This window comes from Kribbella sp. NPDC050820, from assembly GCF_040653975.1.
Taxonomy (GTDB): domain Bacteria; phylum Actinomycetota; class Actinomycetes; order Propionibacteriales; family Kribbellaceae; genus Kribbella.
The window spans coordinates 244,785-260,578 of the sequence record NZ_JBFAHB010000003.1 but is presented as its reverse complement, the minus strand read 5'-3'; the positions used below and the strand labels follow the sequence as shown (position 1 = coordinate 260,578).

18 protein-coding genes are annotated in these 15,794 nt (G+C 67.0%); 7 read left to right on the top strand and 11 right to left on the bottom strand.

Annotation, left to right across the window (positions count from 1 at the left end):
- Positions 1-118 precede the first annotated feature (118 nt).
- Complete coding sequence (locus tag AB0H36_RS05220) at positions 119-1,273, top strand: XRE family transcriptional regulator (RefSeq protein ID WP_360516768.1); 1,155 nt, start codon at positions 119-121, stop codon at positions 1,271-1,273.
- Between the two features lie 70 nt (positions 1,274-1,343).
- On the opposite strand, the gene AB0H36_RS05215 is transcribed toward AB0H36_RS05220, so the two are convergent.
- Positions 1,344-1,628, bottom strand: a complete 285-nt coding sequence (locus AB0H36_RS05215; protein WP_360516765.1) for a hypothetical protein — start codon at positions 1,626-1,628, stop codon at positions 1,344-1,346.
- A gap of 120 nt (positions 1,629-1,748) precedes the next feature.
- On the opposite strand from AB0H36_RS05215, the gene AB0H36_RS05210 reads away from it, so the two are divergent.
- The 6 genes from AB0H36_RS05210 (at position 1,749) to AB0H36_RS05185 (ending at position 5,793) form a co-directional block, all read left to right on the top strand.
- Positions 1,749-1,883, top strand: a complete 135-nt coding sequence (locus tag AB0H36_RS05210) for a hypothetical protein (RefSeq protein WP_360516762.1) — start codon at positions 1,749-1,751, stop codon at positions 1,881-1,883.
- A gap of 203 nt (positions 1,884-2,086) precedes the next feature.
- Positions 2,087-3,007, top strand: a complete 921-nt coding sequence (locus tag AB0H36_RS05205) for an ATP-binding protein (RefSeq protein WP_360516759.1) — start codon at positions 2,087-2,089, stop codon at positions 3,005-3,007.
- On the top strand, positions 3,004-3,477 hold the full coding sequence (locus tag AB0H36_RS05200) for a hypothetical protein (RefSeq protein WP_360516756.1): 474 nt from the start codon (positions 3,004-3,006) through the stop codon (positions 3,475-3,477). Before AB0H36_RS05205 ends, AB0H36_RS05200 begins: the two co-directional genes overlap by 4 nt.
- Positions 3,474-3,992: an HORMA domain containing protein gene (locus AB0H36_RS05195; RefSeq protein ID WP_360516753.1), complete on the top strand. Its 519-nt coding sequence runs from the start codon at positions 3,474-3,476 to the stop codon at positions 3,990-3,992. The genes AB0H36_RS05200 and AB0H36_RS05195 overlap by 4 nt, the downstream gene beginning before the upstream one ends.
- Entirely contained in the window at positions 3,992-4,876 is an 885-nt protein-coding gene (locus tag AB0H36_RS05190) for a CBASS oligonucleotide cyclase (protein WP_360516750.1), read from the top strand. Before AB0H36_RS05195 ends, AB0H36_RS05190 begins: the two co-directional genes overlap by 1 nt.
- A complete protein-coding gene (locus AB0H36_RS05185; protein ID WP_360516747.1) occupies positions 4,873-5,793 on the top strand; it encodes an S-4TM family putative pore-forming effector in 921 nt (306 codons plus the stop codon). The genes AB0H36_RS05190 and AB0H36_RS05185 overlap by 4 nt, the downstream gene beginning before the upstream one ends.
- A gap of 148 nt (positions 5,794-5,941) precedes the next feature.
- Here AB0H36_RS05185 and AB0H36_RS05180 read toward each other — a convergent pair whose 3' ends face one another.
- The 10 genes from AB0H36_RS05180 to AB0H36_RS05135 all read right to left on the bottom strand — a co-directional run bounded on the left by AB0H36_RS05180 (position 5,942) and on the right by AB0H36_RS05135 (position 15,793).
- A complete protein-coding gene (locus AB0H36_RS05180) occupies positions 5,942-6,313 on the bottom strand; it encodes a hypothetical protein (protein WP_360516744.1) in 372 nt (123 codons plus the stop codon).
- Positions 6,313-8,064 carry a TraM recognition domain-containing protein gene (locus AB0H36_RS05175; RefSeq protein WP_360516741.1) on the bottom strand — a complete coding sequence of 584 codons (1,752 nt, stop codon included), beginning with the start codon at positions 8,062-8,064 and terminating at the stop codon, positions 6,313-6,315. Before AB0H36_RS05175 ends, AB0H36_RS05180 begins: the two co-directional genes overlap by 1 nt.
- A gap of 6 nt (positions 8,065-8,070) precedes the next feature.
- Complete coding sequence (locus AB0H36_RS05170) at positions 8,071-9,483, bottom strand: ATP-binding protein (protein WP_360516738.1); 1,413 nt, start codon at positions 9,481-9,483, stop codon at positions 8,071-8,073.
- A complete protein-coding gene (locus AB0H36_RS05165) occupies positions 9,483-10,919 on the bottom strand; it encodes an SCO6880 family protein (RefSeq protein WP_360516735.1) in 1,437 nt (478 codons plus the stop codon). Before AB0H36_RS05165 ends, AB0H36_RS05170 begins: the two co-directional genes overlap by 1 nt.
- Positions 10,916-12,136, bottom strand: a complete 1,221-nt coding sequence (locus AB0H36_RS05160; protein WP_360516732.1) for a hypothetical protein — start codon at positions 12,134-12,136, stop codon at positions 10,916-10,918. The genes AB0H36_RS05165 and AB0H36_RS05160 overlap by 4 nt, the downstream gene beginning before the upstream one ends.
- 16 nt (positions 12,137-12,152) lie before the next feature.
- Positions 12,153-12,464, bottom strand: a complete 312-nt coding sequence (locus AB0H36_RS05155) for a DUF6112 family protein (protein ID WP_360516728.1) — start codon at positions 12,462-12,464, stop codon at positions 12,153-12,155.
- Positions 12,465-12,475: 11 nt separating this feature from the next.
- The gene (locus AB0H36_RS05150; protein ID WP_360516725.1) at positions 12,476-13,060 is read right to left on the bottom strand and encodes a CHAP domain-containing protein; all 585 of its coding nucleotides are present in this window, start codon (positions 13,058-13,060) and stop codon (positions 12,476-12,478) included.
- Positions 13,057-13,836, bottom strand: a complete 780-nt coding sequence (locus tag AB0H36_RS05145) for a hypothetical protein (protein WP_360516722.1) — start codon at positions 13,834-13,836, stop codon at positions 13,057-13,059. The genes AB0H36_RS05150 and AB0H36_RS05145 overlap by 4 nt, the downstream gene beginning before the upstream one ends.
- A gap of 36 nt (positions 13,837-13,872) precedes the next feature.
- Positions 13,873-14,598, bottom strand: coding sequence for a hypothetical protein (locus AB0H36_RS05140; protein WP_360516719.1), 726 nt, complete (start codon positions 14,596-14,598; stop codon positions 13,873-13,875).
- Positions 14,599-14,710: 112 nt separating this feature from the next.
- Positions 14,711-15,793, bottom strand: a complete 1,083-nt coding sequence (locus AB0H36_RS05135) for a toprim domain-containing protein (protein ID WP_360516716.1) — start codon at positions 15,791-15,793, stop codon at positions 14,711-14,713.
- Between the last annotated feature and the right edge of the window lies 1 nt (position 15,794).

Below are 15,794 nucleotides of genomic sequence, written 5' to 3'. Positions count from 1 at the left end.
CTCCAGCGTGGATACGATTCCGGATCCCTGCGTGATCCCCGACTCAGGTGCCTACAAACTAGCGTTGCCCCCTAGCACAGACTTGCGATTTTAGCAAGTTTCAGCTATAGTTCCGGGCATGCCAGTAGACCCAGGGATACTCGCCGGCCGCATCCGCAGCGCCATTCGAACTTCGGGACTCACTCAACAGTCGCTCGCAAACGCGATCGGACTGGATCCAACCGCGCTATCTAAGGTGCTGAGCGGCAAGCGACGCCTTAGCGGATTGGAGCTTGCGCTCGTCGCCGAGGCTACTGGGACACCCGTCGACGTCCTGCTTGGCAACAAAGACGGCGAGGACACGCGCATCTCAGCCCGCGCTCAGCCCCATTCGAGCCCTGCTGTACAGCAGGCATTGAGCCGCGTCGAGGATCTACTCGAAATTGACCGAATTCTCTGCGATCTCGGCCTAGGCGCAATGCCAAGTCGTTTCCCACTGAGGAAAGTTCGCGGCAGCGCGGTCCATCAGGCTGCCGAGCTCGCTAGCGCCGTTCGTAGCATCGCGGGCGTCGGAGACTCAGACATCGGGGAGCTCGACAACTTTTGTGAGCAGAAGCTTGGCATAGACGTCGCCGTTGAGCCACTTCCCGCAGGGCTCGATGGCCTCAGCGTATCCCGAGGTGATTACCGTCTAGCGCTTGTGAGTAGCGCTATTCCTGCCACGCGTCAACGCTACACACTCGCTCACGAGATTGGTCATATTGCTGCAGGTGATACGGATGGCGATACTGCCGGAATCACCATAGACGAGGATCTTTATGGACGTCGCAGCACAGCCGAGACAAGGGCAAACAGCTTCGCCGCAGCGTTCCTTATGCCCGAGAAGGGCCTGAGGCAACTGCTCGGATCAGGGGGTCCAACCGAAGCAGCGATCGGCGCATTGCTTGCTCAGTACCGTGTCAGCCTCGATGCGCTTGCATACCGCCTGCACAATCTTGGTCTGGTGAACGCGGCCGGTCGAGATCGTGTTCGGAGCATGGCTGCCCGCAAGCTGGTACTTCTCTCCGGGCATGCGGAGGAATATCAACGGCAACTGCAAAGCGTCGGATCTCGCCGTCTACCCACTGGCCTGCTTCAGCGGGCAGTGGAGGCATACACCACGGGCGGCATCAGCGTACGTGTGCTCGCGCGACTTAGCAGCGTTCCCGAGGACGTCCTTCTAAATCAACTGGAACCTCTGCCGCCGATGACCGAGGAGGAGATGGCGGATAAGGATCCGGTTCTGGTTCTATGACGAATCGGATCGGCGAGCGTAAACTCGAGGGGTGAATCCGCGTCGGCGAAGGTCTCGTGCGCAGGTATCCTCAACTGATCAACTGGTGCTGATCGATGCGTGCACTTTTCAGAATTTCGCCGTTGTCGACGCGCTCTGGATACTCGAAGGCCGATTTGGCAGTCGGGCAGGCTGGACTGAGGCGATACGGCACGAGGTCAGCCGTGGAGTCGCTGCTGAGCCCCTGCTCCAGCGGGTCGTCGACCTCGAATCCGGCTGGCTTGGGAGCCCGATCCGCCTCGATCAACCTGGTGATGAAGTAGTTGACCTCATCCGTCGCGGCTTGGGCGGAACGTCTGCCGAGCCGCTCCGCCATCTAGGCGAAGCGGAGGCGATTCGCGCACTTGAGCGAACAGACGTTCGTGACCGGATCTTCATCACCGACGACAGGCCGGCAGCCGACTTCGCTCGTCGTCGCCCAAGCGGACTGCACGTGATGGACACAGCGGACGTCCTGGCGGACGCGCACGCGCTAGGCGAGGTTGGTTGCCCCCAGGCGTACGAGCTGCTCAAGGCAATCTGGAACTATCCGCGCGAGGTCCGGGTTCCCCCACACCACGAGGTCTGCTGATCAGGGCGCCACATGCCCCAGAGCGGGGGCATCGCGGTCTGCTATTGCGCAGTTTGCGATTTTCGCAACCCTTGCGCTAGGATTCTTGCGATTTCAGCATCAGCTGTACGGCTCTTGGCATGCCTGTCCAAGGCCGCATGCCTCCATCAAAGGCGGCAATCGAAGGTGCGGCTGATTGCAACGGCACACGAAGGGGATCACCTGTGACTGGGTTCATCGACGCGCGGGCGACCGAGCGCCAACTGCCGGACGCTGCCACGCCGGGTATCGCGGATGCCAGGCTCCTGCCTGATGACCAGTTCTCAAGCGCGTGGTCGGCCATCGTCCTACCGGCAGACATGAAGGGTCGGCTCTTACGGACAGCGGTTGCTGGAATACACCTACGCGCTGCGGTGCCGTTCGATGCCCTCCCGCTGCACGGCGTCATCTTGCTGACGGGCCGTCCGGGCGTGGGCAAGACCACGGTCGCGCGGGGACTGGCCGACAAGGTGGCCGACACGGTGACCGGTGCAGCCGAGTGGCTCTTCCTCGAGATCGACCCGCACGCGTTGGCCAGTTCCTCGCTGGGACGCAGCCAGCGCAGCGTCGAGCAGCTGTTTGGGACTGTTCTAGACGAGCACGCTGCCGCCGGGCCGACGATCATCCTGATCGACGAGGTGGAGACGATGTTCACCGATAGGAACGCGCTGTCAATGGACAGTAACCCCATCGACGTCCACCGCGCAGTGGATGCAGCGCTTGTCGGCCTAGATCGGTTGGCTCGTCGGCACCCCGACGTACTCGTCATCGCGACGAGCAACTTCCCGCGGGCCATCGATGCCGCCCTGGATTCGCGCGCTGACTCGATCTTCGAGGTGCCGCTGCCTGATCGCGACGCTCGCCGAGCCATTTTGGAGCACACCGCTGCTGCGCTGGCTGCGGCCTTTCCGGGTGGGGCCGAGTTGCTCGAGCCCAGGGTTCTGGACCGCGCCGCCGACCTGGCGGACGGATTGGACGGTCGTCAACTACGGAAGGTGGTGGCCGCTGCTTGTGCACTCCGTCCGAAGAGTAAGGGCGACCCAGATCAAGTCACCGGCGCGGACCTGATCGCCGCGATCACCGAGATTCGAAGGGGGCGGGGATGAGCGTCATCTCGCGAAGGATCGCGTCCGTGCCGGTGCGTACGTCGGTGGAAACGTGGAGCGCGATCACCGCGCTGCTCACGATGGCCAATCACGAGGCGCGCAGGACCCTAGTTGCGATCACCAACATCGCCGCCATGCTGATCAGCGAGGAGTACACCCGCGATACACCGATCATCGTTGTGCCCGCCGTCGGTGACCGGATTCGCGTGTACACCGTGCACGGGACGGCCGCGATCGAAGCCGAACGCGATCCCGCCACCCTAGCCACCTGGCCGCTGGCCACGCCTGGCTGGACGCTGTCCCTACCCGCTGGCATCGACGACATCGACGACGTCCGCACTGCCCTGCAGGCCTACCCCTCCATCGACGCGCGAGACACCACTGCCGGCGTTTCTCTCGAGGCTGCCTCTCAGGCAGATCGCACGCCTGGATTGGTATCGATCAATTACGACGAGATGGAGCGACCGTGAGCACCCGTGTGCGGGTCAACACCCACACCTACGCGGCGACCCACGTCGCCACCAACATGCTCCGCAGCATGAAGCAGATCATCCGCGAGAGCGGCCTTAGTATCACCAGGCTTCAGAACGAGTGGTCGGTGCTGGAGGCCGGTGTCGCGACCTGGCTGGACACCCAGCACCTGAAGGGCCTCGTACTCGAGGTCTACGACCCCCTCAAGGCCCGCGGAGCAGATCTGGTCGGTCGGTTTGACTTCACCATCGACTACGGCTACTACGGCGATGGCGACGGCGATCTGTGGCTCGACCCAGACACAATCTCGTACACGGTGCGAAAGAGCGACTCCTACCCGAGCCGGTGCGAGTACCGGTTCGTTGCCGATACCTCGCCAGGTCACCCAGCCGTCGACGGCTGGTCCACCACCACGCTGCGGTCAACTGCCGGATTTAGCCGGCACTCGGTCGGCACCGCCATCGGCGGCGGCAGCCTCGGTGCCGGCCTGAGCTACTACACCAGGAGCAGCTGATGATCAGCGTCAACGAAGCCTTCTTCAAGTTCCGCGGACGACTGGAGACCACCACTGCCGAGGACGCGTCCGCCAGCTCCCGCCAAAAGAGGCTGCGCCAGCAACTCGACGCAGCGCTAGACATCGACGACGACTTCCTCACCGGCGCATACCGGCGACACACCAAAACCAAACCTCTCCGCGACGTCGACATCATGATCGTCCTTACAGACACCACATACCTAAACAAGCACCCACACGACGTACTGGAAGTAGTCCGCGAAGCGCTCGTTCCGCACTACGGCAAAGACCGCGTGAGCTGCGACCGCCGAGCGGTCCGCGTCGACTTCGGAGTGAACCTCGTTGACGACGTCAGCGACGAGGTCGTGTCCTTCGACGTCGTGCCCGCCTTCACGTCCGGCGACCACTACCTCATTCCTGACGACCTCACAGGCGAATGGATCCACACCAACCCAAAGGTCCACGCGGCCAAAGCAACCGAGGCGAACAAGAACTTCGCGGATCAATGGAAGCCGCTGGTCAAGATGCTCAAGAAATGGAACGAGGGCCAGGCCCATCCAGTGGAACCTTCATTCCTCATCGAGGTGATGGCACTGCAACTCATGGTCGGGCCGTGGACCGGCAACCACGCTCGAGAACTGCGGCAGTTCTTCGCCAGCGCAGCAGATCGGCTCGATCAGCGCTGGCCCGATCCGGCAGGTGTAGGCCCGGACATCTCCGACGTCCTCGACGCCGACGCCACCAAAATGGTGAACGCACGCAGGGCACTGCGTGAAGCCGAGAGTGCCTGTACCGCCGCTATCAACCTGGAACGGGCCGGACGCACCGGCGACGCACTCGCAGCCTGGCGCGCCCTGTTCGGCCCGCTGTTTCCCCTGTCATGACCAACAGGTCCGCCCCTCGACCCGTTCCAGCAGGCGAATCTGCGCGGATAAAGCAGCGACAGAACGAAGAAGAACATCTCCGCCGCCTTCTCGCCTACAGCCGCCACTACCAGATTGCCCACCGGTGGCGGCGCGCTCGAGCTCTCGGAACCGTTGGTCTCGCCTCAGTTGGCCCTATCCTCGCCCTCGCAATCCCAGCCAGCAGTGAAGTCGTGGCAGCAGTAAGTGCCGGCTGGCTGGTCCTCGGCCGTACCCTCCTGACCTGGCTGGAGCAACGCAGCACGTTGGACGCGGTCCGAACCCAGGAACTCTTCGACACCAGCCTCTTCCACCTGCCGTGGAACACCCCCCTCGTCGGCAGGCCACCCGCACCCGAAGATCAGGCGGCCGCGGCGCGTCACATCAAGGACGACACCAAATACCGGGACTGGTACAGCATTGAACTCGGCAACACACCGTGGCCCGCCGATGTCCTCCTGTGTCAGCGGCAAAGCATGGTTTGGAGCCGCCGGGATCACCACGCGTACGGCACTACCGTCCTGATCACCGGAACCTCCTGGTTCCTCGTCGGCCTTGCCGTCGCTCTCGTCGGAAACCTCACCCTGGCCGACTACCTGATCAAGATCTTCCTGCCCAGCGCGCCCGCATTCCTCGACACCCTCGATATCGCACGGCAGCACTGGACCCACAGCGCCGCCAGGCGGCAGATCGAGGAAAGGATCCACGACCTGTGGCAGGCGTACCTCCATCGGTCGTCAAGCCTCAGAGCGGCAGATTGTCGCGAAGTCCAAGACTCGGCATATCTCCTCCGTCGGGACGGACCACGCGTGCCCAACCTCTTCTATAGGCTCCGACGATCAACATCAGAAGCCACCACAAAGTCTGGAACGGCAGCGATCCGCAACACCAGCCCGTAGATTCCGAGCACTGAGAAGTCAAGACCTACTCTCGGTGCTGCCCGCTTGCGCCGGGAGGGGCGAAGGTGCTTCGGCTAGCTGCGTTTCTGCTATCGCTGGTCAGATTGAAGTGCGTGCTGGACACCGCTGCGTGCCGCGGTCGCGTCGGTCAAGATTCAGGGCGGTGGTTGGTTCGGGTGCAGCCGAGGAGGGAGGTCCAGTCGCGGAGGCGGCGCAGCGCGAGGGTTAGATCGCGGTGGAAAGCGAGAGGGTCGGTGGGCGCAGCGTCATCTTGGTAGCAGGCTTCCCAAAAGGTACGAAGAGCGGAGAGTTCCTCAAGAACGGCGCCGTGTTCGGGCCAGCAGGGTGGGATGACCTTGTGGTCGAGGCTGTAGCGGTTCGTTGCCCAGTCCACCCATTCGGTCAGGCGCTCTAGTTCCTGCTGCGTGCTGGTCGGGTCGAGGTCGCGCCAGCAGACGACGAAGGGGTCGCTTCCGCCGGCAAGGCTGAATGCTCTGGCGAGCTCGTCGTTGGGTTCCATCAGCGCACCGATGCTTGGTTGATGCTGTGGCGGATCTGGTCTGCGTCTCGGCGGTCGGTCCAGGGCGTCATGTTCAGCAGGATTGGTGGGGCGGTGCGAGCCAGGAGGATTCCGGTGCCGAAGGGCAGCGTCCGAATGACGTCGGGTGGGAGGATGGGGATCCGGCGGGTGCTGGTGGAGATGGTGCGGGCTCCGTCGGCGCCGCGGCTCCAGTTGCGGACTTCTTCGTCGCGTTCGCCGCAGACGGCGGCGAGGTCTTGGAGGTCGCGCGGTTGGGCGGAGCCGCCGAGGATGAGGCGCAGCGTGGCGGCGTCCCACATCGCGGCGGCGGCTTGTTCGCCCCAGCGTTCGCGGGCTTGGGCCAGGGATTGGATGACGACAAGGGTGGAGATGCCGGAGCCACCACCGTCGGCCATCAGGGATGGCAGCGACGGTACGGCGCAGAGGTTGGCGATCTCGTCGAGCACTAAGGCTAGGGGTGGTTCGAGGCGGCCGCCGGGGTTGTGGGCGGCGAGTTGGCGGGCTGTCTCGGTGATGTCTTCCAGCAGTGCGGCGATGAACGCTGAGGTGGCGCTCGCGCCGGCGCCGGTGCCGAGCAGGTAGATGGTGCCGCGTTGTTTGATGAAGGTGGCGGGGTCGAGGCCTTCGCCTCGTGGTGGGTCGAAGGAGCGGCGGACGGCGGGGTCGGCGAGGGCGGACAGGGCCGAGCGGACGCCGGCCCAGATGGCGTCGCGGGTGCGGCCGTCCATGCGGACGATGCCGTCGAGGGTGTCCCCCCAGCCTTCGGCGGCTTGCTCGGAGCGGTTGAGGATGGTGACGGCTTCGATGGCGGAGGCTGGTTCGAGGCCCCAGCGGTAGAGCTGGTCGATGCCGGTGTCGTCGATTGCCGCGGCATGCAGGAGGCCGCGCAGTGCCATCTCGGTTTGGCCGTGCCAGAAGGCGCCGTCGGTGACGCCGCCTTTGGTGAAGCCGGCGCCGGCGGCCAGGCCGCTGGCGCGGACCATCGCGGTGGTGGGGTTCTCGCAGCCGCGCACCGGTGACCAGCGAATGCCCTCGACGCGGCCCAGGCCTTGGGGGTCGAAGATCGCGACCGGGCCGATGGCGCGGCGTGACTCGAGGGTGGCGGCGAGGTTGTCGGGGCGGGTGGAGGTGGTGACGACGGCGCCGGGGGCGTCGATGATCGCGCTGATGATCTGGTGCAGGCCTTTGCCGGACCGGGGTGGGCCGACGGCGATCATCGAGTCCTCGACCGACGCCCAGCATTCGCGGCCCCGGGAGCGACCCAGCAGGACCCCGGCCTCGCCCGGCGACCTGGTCGGTGCTTGCGGCCGGGCCGAGCGTCCTCGCCGGACGACCTGCCGACGGCCGACGGCTGCCTCGACGTCGGCCCTGGACGCGAGACCGGCGCGAGTGGCGAGCGCCTTCGCCCGGTTGGCAGAGCCGGCTCGCCGTCCAAGCCAGAACCGGCCGACGAGGTAGGCGCCGGCGAGCGGGGTGCCGACCAGTAGCGTGAGGACGCTCCAGTACGCCGCCGGGGCGAGTTCGGCTGGGGTGAGTCCGAACGCGGCCGCCGGGTCGCCCGGGTGCACCACGACCCGCAAGGCGTCGATCCAGTGCGAGGTTACCCAGTGGCCGGTGGTGAGGAGGCTGGCGAGGCCGCCGGCCAGGTAGAGCACTCCTCCGCAGGCGAGCAGCACTCCGCCCGCGATGAGGAGCAGGTCGGTGGTGTCGCGGGGTGGGTGTGGGTTCATGGCGGTCTACATCCGGGCGTCGGTGTCGAAGAGTTCGACTTCGCGGGCGTGGCGGACGAGTTGGACCACAAAGGATCGGTTGGGCAGCCGCCACAGCGCGCGGCCTTTGGGGAGTTTGGCGATGGTGGCGATCTCGACGTCGGTGAGGCCCAGCAGGCTGGCGGTGCGTTCGAGTTGGTCGGGTTCTTGGCGGAGCATGATTCTGGTGGAGCAGTCGGCCAGCAGGCCCTCGGCGAGTGCGCGGGCTTCGGAGCCGAGGTCGCCGACGGCGGCCAGGTCGGACAGGCGGTGGACGATCAGGATGTTGGAAACACCCAAGGCGCGGGACAGCTTCCATTGCTCTTGCATCCGGCGCAGCAGCGCGGAGTCTCGCATCACCCGCCAGCCTTCGTCGTACACGATGTAGCGGTTACCGCCGACGGGGTCGGCGACCGCGGCCTCGAGCCAGGATGACGCGCAGGCCAGGGTGAGGCGCAGCGCCTGGTCGTTGCCGCCGGCTCCGAGCCAGGACGAGTCCAGGGTCACGATTGGCAGGGACGGGTCGAACTCGGTGGTTGATGGGCCGTCGAACATCCCTGACAGGTCGCCGTGGACGAGGCGCCGGATCGCGTGCGCGACCTCACGCCCGTCGGTGGTCAGGCCCGTGGTCTTCAGCCCAGCGTTCTCGGCGCGCGCCGTGTCGGGCGTGAAGAGTGCCACGACAACGTCGGGAATCGTGGGCGCTTGGACCTGCTGGGAGACGGTCTCGAGAGCCAGGTCCAGCGCTGTGTGCTCGACGGCGGCCAGTGGGCGGCCGAGGGTGGATTCGGCGAGGGTGCCAAGCAGGGCGCGGCGGCGTGACCACACGATCCGGTCCCACTCGTCGGCGTCGACCACGCTGGGTCGGCGGCCGGCGTCGAGTGGGTTGAGGCGGGTCGGCAGTCCCGGCCCGAGTTTGATCGCTGCCCCTCCCATGGCGTTCGCGACCGGTGTCCACTCGCCTTTCGGGTCGCACGGGACGTAGGCCTTGTGGCCGAGGGCTATGGAGCGGCTGATGAGTGCTTTCGCGGTGGATGACTTGCCGCTGCCGATGACACCGGCGAGCAGCACGTTCGGGTTCGTGATGACCCTGGCCTGATACAGCACCCAGGGGTCGTAGACGAACGACCCGCCGCTGAACACGTCGGCTCCGATGTAGGTGCCGTCGGCACCGAGTCCTCCTTCGGCCAGAAACGGATATGCGACCCGCAGCACTCTGGTGGTCGCTCGATGTCTGTCGACCATCAGACGTAGGCGCCGGCCACCGCCTGGTCCGTCCGGCGGTCCCTCCACCGCGCTGGCCCGTGGCACGACTTGCTCCGCGTGTGCGGACTTGCGGTTGGCGCGCCGGGTTGCCCGGTCGGCGCCAGCAGGCTCGTAGTAGGCAGACTGTTTCGTCATCAGAGTCCGATCCCGAACGGGAGCGCCGCGGCCAGGAAGCCCTCGACCTGCTGGCCGACCAGGCGGCGCAGGTCGAGGAGGGCCTGGGTGGCGGCGATCTCGATCTCCATGCAGGCGTCGTCGAGGGCTTCTGCGGTGTCGGCCGAGACGACGAGCAGGCCGAGCCATCGGACGTCGCCGTGTCCTGCCGCGAGGTCGCGTTCGCGTTGGGCGACGTCGGCGTCGAGTTGCCGGTCGTCCTCGGTCTCGAGTTGTCCGATCTTGGAGCGGGTGGCTCGGTCGGTGACGCGTTCCACCTGGTGCCGGCGGGCGTCGCGCAGGGCCTTGGCCATCGGGATCGGCTGCAGTACCAGGGTGAAGGTGCGGCGGATCCCTGGCTTGAGCAGCAAGGGACTGAGGAACGACGGCGTGGTCCGGACGCGCGGCCATTCGGTGACGACATACACGCGGTGCAGCGACGAGTCGGTCCGAAGGTGATCCCAGGCGCCGTCGACTCCGAGCGGGCCGGCGTCGGCGGCGTCCAGGTGGTCTGGGCTGGGGATGGTGCGGGTTGCGGCGGGGTCGAAGGCGACACGGAGACTCATGGCGAGGTCGCCGGCGCTCAGCCAGCAGCCGACCACGCCGGCCGCGGCGAGCGCGGATTGGAAGGCGCGTGCCTCCGATTCGAGCACCGCGGTGGCGCCGGTGAGTCCTCCGCCGTGCTTGCGGACCTCGCGTGAGACCGCGTCGAGGTCGACCGCGAAGCTGAACAGGGTCTCGTGTTTGGCTGCGGCCGGGGCTGCCTGCTCCAGTAGGTCCGTGTAGATCGCGCCGGCCGGGGTGCTTGGGTCGACGTGTCGTTTCCTGGCCCACTCGGTCAGTTCGTCGCCGGGGTCGGGCAGGGTGCGTTCGAGGATCTGGGCGCGCGCGATCCGGTGGCCCTGGCACAGTCCGGCGATCAGGCGCCCGTACGCGGTGACGCGTCGGTCCTGTTCGTCGGAGTTCTGCAGCAGGTGCGCGGGGCCCTCGATCTTCGCGACCGCGATCAGCCGGCGGCGGCGCGGGTCGTGCACCACACCAATCCCGGAGCCGCTGGTCAGGATCCGCAGCGCTCCGCCCTCGCCAGGCAGCTGCAGGTGACCGTGCCGTCGCGGCTGCATCACGTGCGCCCGGAAGGCGTGCTGTCCGCGCATGGAACGCAGTACGTGGAGGCCGCGGAGGATCAGCCAGCGATACACCGGCAGATCCTCGACCCGGGCGAACGCGACCACAGCGCACATCCCCGCCGCCGTCAGTCCGCCGAGCTTGCCGACAGCGGACAGCTGGCTGACCACCGAGAGCGTCGCAGCCACCACGGAGATCAACAGGAGTGTGACCTGGACCGGTCGAAGCCCGAGCAGGACGGCGTTTCGCTCCGGACGTGGGAATCGGGTCGACAGGGTGTTGGGACTCGTCATCGGCCTTCGCCACCCTGGTTGTCGCCGTCCGACTGCTGGCCAGGGCCGGCTGAGCCGTCGACGGACACCTGACTTGTCGCTACCGCGGTTGCCGTCGAGGCTTCGCCGCCGGCGACCGTGCCGGGCGCTGATGCCGCGGTGGCTCCTCCAGTCACTCTGCTCGGTTCGTCGCCACCTGACGACGACCAGCCGGTGGCGGCCGCTGCATCAGCCGAGCGATCATCGACCGGGTCGCTGTCCTTGCCGACCACATCGTCTGGGTCGTCGCCTCCGATGGAGCCGCCGAACTGGTCGGCGCGCCACTGCTGCGCCTGGTCGAGCCGTTCCCGCAAGGCGTTCGTGCCCGCGGTGCCTTGCTGCAGCGCATGGGCGGCGGCATGTCCCTGGTCGCCGGCCCAGTGGATGAACGAGAACGTCGCCAAAGGAGCGAACGCCGCCATCGCGACCAGCAGGATCCCGGTCAGGAACGTCCCGATCGACGCCTCGCCGTCGGTGTCGGTGTTGCCGGTTGCCGACAGGCCGACGGCGAACACGACGGCCATCGCGATCTTGGAGAACAGCAGCGCGCCGACGACCTCGATCCACCGGCGCAGCCAGTGCCGGGTGGCCGACCAGGTCCAGCTCGCCATCGCGATCGGTGCGAACACCACGAAGGCGACGATCGCGACCTCGCGGATCAGCATCACGAAGTACAGCGAGATGGTCGCCAGCAGACCCAGCAACACGGCGGTCAGGATGAACCCACCAAGGGTTGCCGCGGTCGGCAGTGCGCTGAGGTCGACCATCCGCTTCAGGCCGGCTTCGGTCGCCTGATTGCCCAGGATCGCGACGCAGATCCCGTCCACCACCTGGCCGACAGACGCCACGACCGCGACGGCGAGCGGGACACCGGCCGTGCCCAGCAGCGCACCCAAGAGCGCGTGACCGAGCCGTCCCGGCTCTCGCCGGATGACGGCGGACACGCACTGCAGCACGAAGACACCGACGAGCAGTGGCAGCGAGATCGCTGTCATGAGCCCGAGGTTGTCGCGCCACCACTGCTGGTCGAAGCGTGGCGCCGTACTGAGGCTGAAGGCCTGGAAGGTGTAGGACACGGTGGTGGTCAGGCCTTTGGCCATCCAGGTCAGGAACGAGTTCCACCAGGAGTCGGTGACGGCGTCAGCGCCGCCGGAGGCAAGGCAGCTGATCGGGGTGAGCAGGCACTCGGACCAAGACACGCGCATGTCTCCCGGTTCAGTTGAGGTTGATGCTGCTGAAGAAGCGGATCAGCCCGTTGGCCGAACCGATGAGGATCGCGGCGCCAGCCGCGACCAGGCAGCCGGTCTTCCCCTTGCCGGCGTAGTGGGCGTTGCTGTTGAAACTGCCCATCGCCCAGGCGACGGCCGAGATGACGAACGCGGCCACACAGATGACCAGGCTGAACGTCAACAGCGCACCAACCAACTGCCTTAGAGCCGGCAGCCCGGGCAGGCCGTGGGAGTTCGGGCTGATCCCTGGGTCCTGCAGAACGATCAGGTGCTGGATGAACCTGCTGCGGTTGAACACGTGGAAGTCCTTCAGTTGGTCGAGTAGATCGGAGGGGCCCAGCCGAGGTAGGTCGCGCCCCACTTGGACTCGATGAGTCCGACGTCGACGAGGTACACCCCACCCTCGCCCGGGACCCGGTCGTTGATGTCGTTGGAAACGACACGGCCATTGCCGACGTACACCGCGACGTGGCCGTACGGTCCCCCGGTCTCCCAGAAGACCAGCGCACCGACCGGCGGCCGCCGATCGCCGCGGTGTGCGTTGCCGGTAGCCACCATGTGCCGCCACTGCTCGGCGGCCGAGAAATAGCCCGACCGCGGCCGTCCCCAGATGTTCGCCGCGAGCCGGGCGCACAGTTGGTAGTAGCCGTGTCCGCCGACCAGCCGCAGTGCCCGGGCGACCGCCTCGTCGGCGCCGGCCAGCTCGCCAGCAACAGTGCCGGTGTTGATGCCCGTTTGGGCGTCAGGGTCGGTCGGTGGCTGGCAGTCGGCCGGCAGCGGCTCTGTAGGGGTGGCGACGCAGGTGTCGGCGCCGCTCGCTGCGATGGCGAGCGGAGCGACCATGCCGAGGCCGCTGACCAGCAGGCAGCCGGCCAGCGTCAGCTTGACGATCACGGCAGGACTTGCGCGGTCGCGGACCAGAACTTGCAGGTCGGCGTACACACCACCGCCACACTCGCCTGCCGATCCACGACCAGCGTCTCGGTGTCCAGGACGGTCGTCTGCGTTCCCTTGATGACGAAGCCGCGCCAGCCCGGCTTGGCGTTCCGCTCGAGCTCCTTGAGGCGCGGCGTGGTCTCGGCGGTGATGTCCGCGACGGTGCCGCGGGCCTTGCGCAACTCGAGATGCTTCCACTCCGACCAGGTCGGCAGCAGGCTCGTCGCGACCCGGGGAGCGGCGCCGGACGGGTCGGCGAACACGCTGACCGCGTTCTCCCAATCGACCTGGCTGTGGCGGGTGGTGTCGTAGGTCCAGATCGCCCGGGCATAGGCGATCGCGAACTCGTGCGGATCCGTCGTCGTCGGCCGCTTCCACTCCTCCAGCCGCGCCGGGCCCTGCCCGGACTCGCCTGGCACCACCGTGCGGCCTGGGTCCGGCGTAGCCGATCCGTCCTCCGGGGAGTCTTGCCAACGCAGGGCCAGGGCAAGGATCAGCGCGACGGCTCCCAGGCCGATCACGACAGGGATCACGATCTTCGATCGGGACGACTGCTTCACTTGGTTTCCTCTCTTCGGGATCTCGGTACGGCGCAGCCACGCGAACACGGCAGCGGCGATCGGCGCCGGGACGATCCGCAGCGCGGTGAGCACGCGCAGCTCGAACCTGAGCTGCGCGCGGTAGTACCGGATGAGCCAGTGGTGACGGGGTACTTCGTGGTGGTTGTGCGTCATGCCGGGCCTCAACGGTTGAGGCCGGGAGACTTTTCGTCAGGCCGCTGTGAGAAGCCCTGATCCGGCCCGTCGGCGGTGGCCGAGACGGACCGGTCCGCCGAAAAACCGCCGGTCACGGCCGGCCGCGGCCCGGATCCAGCGCCGTACGGCCGGGTCGGCGAACACCTGACCGGGTGCCTCGCCGACGGCGAGGCGTGCCAACGCGGACGCCTTCTCCGCGCCACCCCGCAGCAGCCACGCCAGCCCCTCCGCCTGCGCCCCCGTGGCGCCCGCGCGCCGGAGCCGAGCGATCATCACCGAGCGATAGAACGGCGGACCATCCGCGGCCACATGGATCAACCGGCGCACCACCGCCGCCGGCATTCCTTCGTGCTCAAGCTCGGACGCGATCCGCTCCAGATGCGGACCCAGGGACGACCGGTGGATCGCCTCGGGCTCAGGCGGCTGCTGCGTCAGCGGGTGCCGGCGGCGGCGAATGACCTCGGCACGTACCGCGTCTTGCAGCCGCCAGCGGATCAGGTTGGCCAGGTACCCCCACGACACCCCGGCCGCCGGCGGGTTGTCCGCGAGCTCCAGGCACCGCTCCCACGCGATCACCCGGGCGAGCTGGGCCGCCTCATCGTGGCCCAGCGCCATCCTCAACCGGCTCGACAACGGCACCACGATCCGCGCCTCGATCCCGGCAGCGAGGCGCCGCGATGGCTCCGGCGCCCAGCCCGAACGAGCCGCGTCGGCGATGAGGTCCTCCAGCTCAATATCCATCGAGTGACTCCGTCTCCAGGGGAAAGGAGGCGCCGGGTTGTAGGCCCCTCGTCGTACTGCGGTGCCACCAATCTGCTGTCCGTTGCCCCAGACAAGAACCTGGATTCCGGAATCAAGGAGTCCTGGAGGTCTCCGGCGGATCAGCCCCAGCCTCCAAGCTCCTGACCCTGCGGCCCATTCGCCGCCGCGTCGCGAGCTGCTCTCTGCGCAGCCCCACGGCCGCGACGACCTCGCGCGACACGATGTGCTCCTCCAGGCCGACCTTTCGCGACAGCCGAGTGATCTCCCCGGCTACCAGACCAGGCGGCATCCGGGCCACCAGCGGCGCCACCGCCCGTACAGCATTGACCTGTCCGCTGACGTGATCGAGCACCCGTGCCCACCGCGCCAACTCCACGTCGATCGCGAACTGAGCCAACGGCCGGGTCCGGCTCAAGACCCCGCGCAGCCGGCCGCGATCCGCGGCGAACAATGACGACGGATCATGGTCGCTCGGAAGCTCAGCGACCATCACCACCCCGAACGCACTCGACAGCGCGTCGAGGCTTCGCGCTGCGCCAAGCCGCCCGGCCGGGTTGCCGTCGAACGCCACGATCACCGTGTCCACCTTCGACGCCCGCCGAAGCATCATGGCCTGCTCACGACTGACCGTCGTACCACAGGGCGAGATCCCGGCCCAGCGCGCGCCTAGCTGGCTCACCGCGAGGGCGTCCATCGTGCCCTCGCCGAGAACCGGTAAAGCGCCGTCGCTGAGTCGCCGCAACTGAGCGTTGACTCCCAGCAACGCGTTCGCCTTGGTGTAGATCGAGGTACTCGGTGAATTCAGATATCTCACCGGACCACGACGACCACGACCGATGAACCCGACCGGATTCCGATCTCGGTCCTCGGCGACGAACATGATCCGCCCACGAAACCGGTCAATCAGATACCCAGACCGCGTCGCGGTCGCCAGCCCCGCCGCCAAGAGCACCTCGTCGGCGAAGCCTTCCCGACGCAGATGGTCGACCAAGCCCGTCCAGCTATCGGGCGCATACCCCAGCCACCAACCGGACTCACCAGCCAGGATCTCTTCGCCGATCCCACGCTCGCGTAGGTGCCGAACTGCCCAACCATCCGGCCTGTCTCGCAACTGATGCCAGTAAAACCTCGCCGTGGCCTCAGTGGCGCGAAGCAACTCGCTACGGCTGGCCACC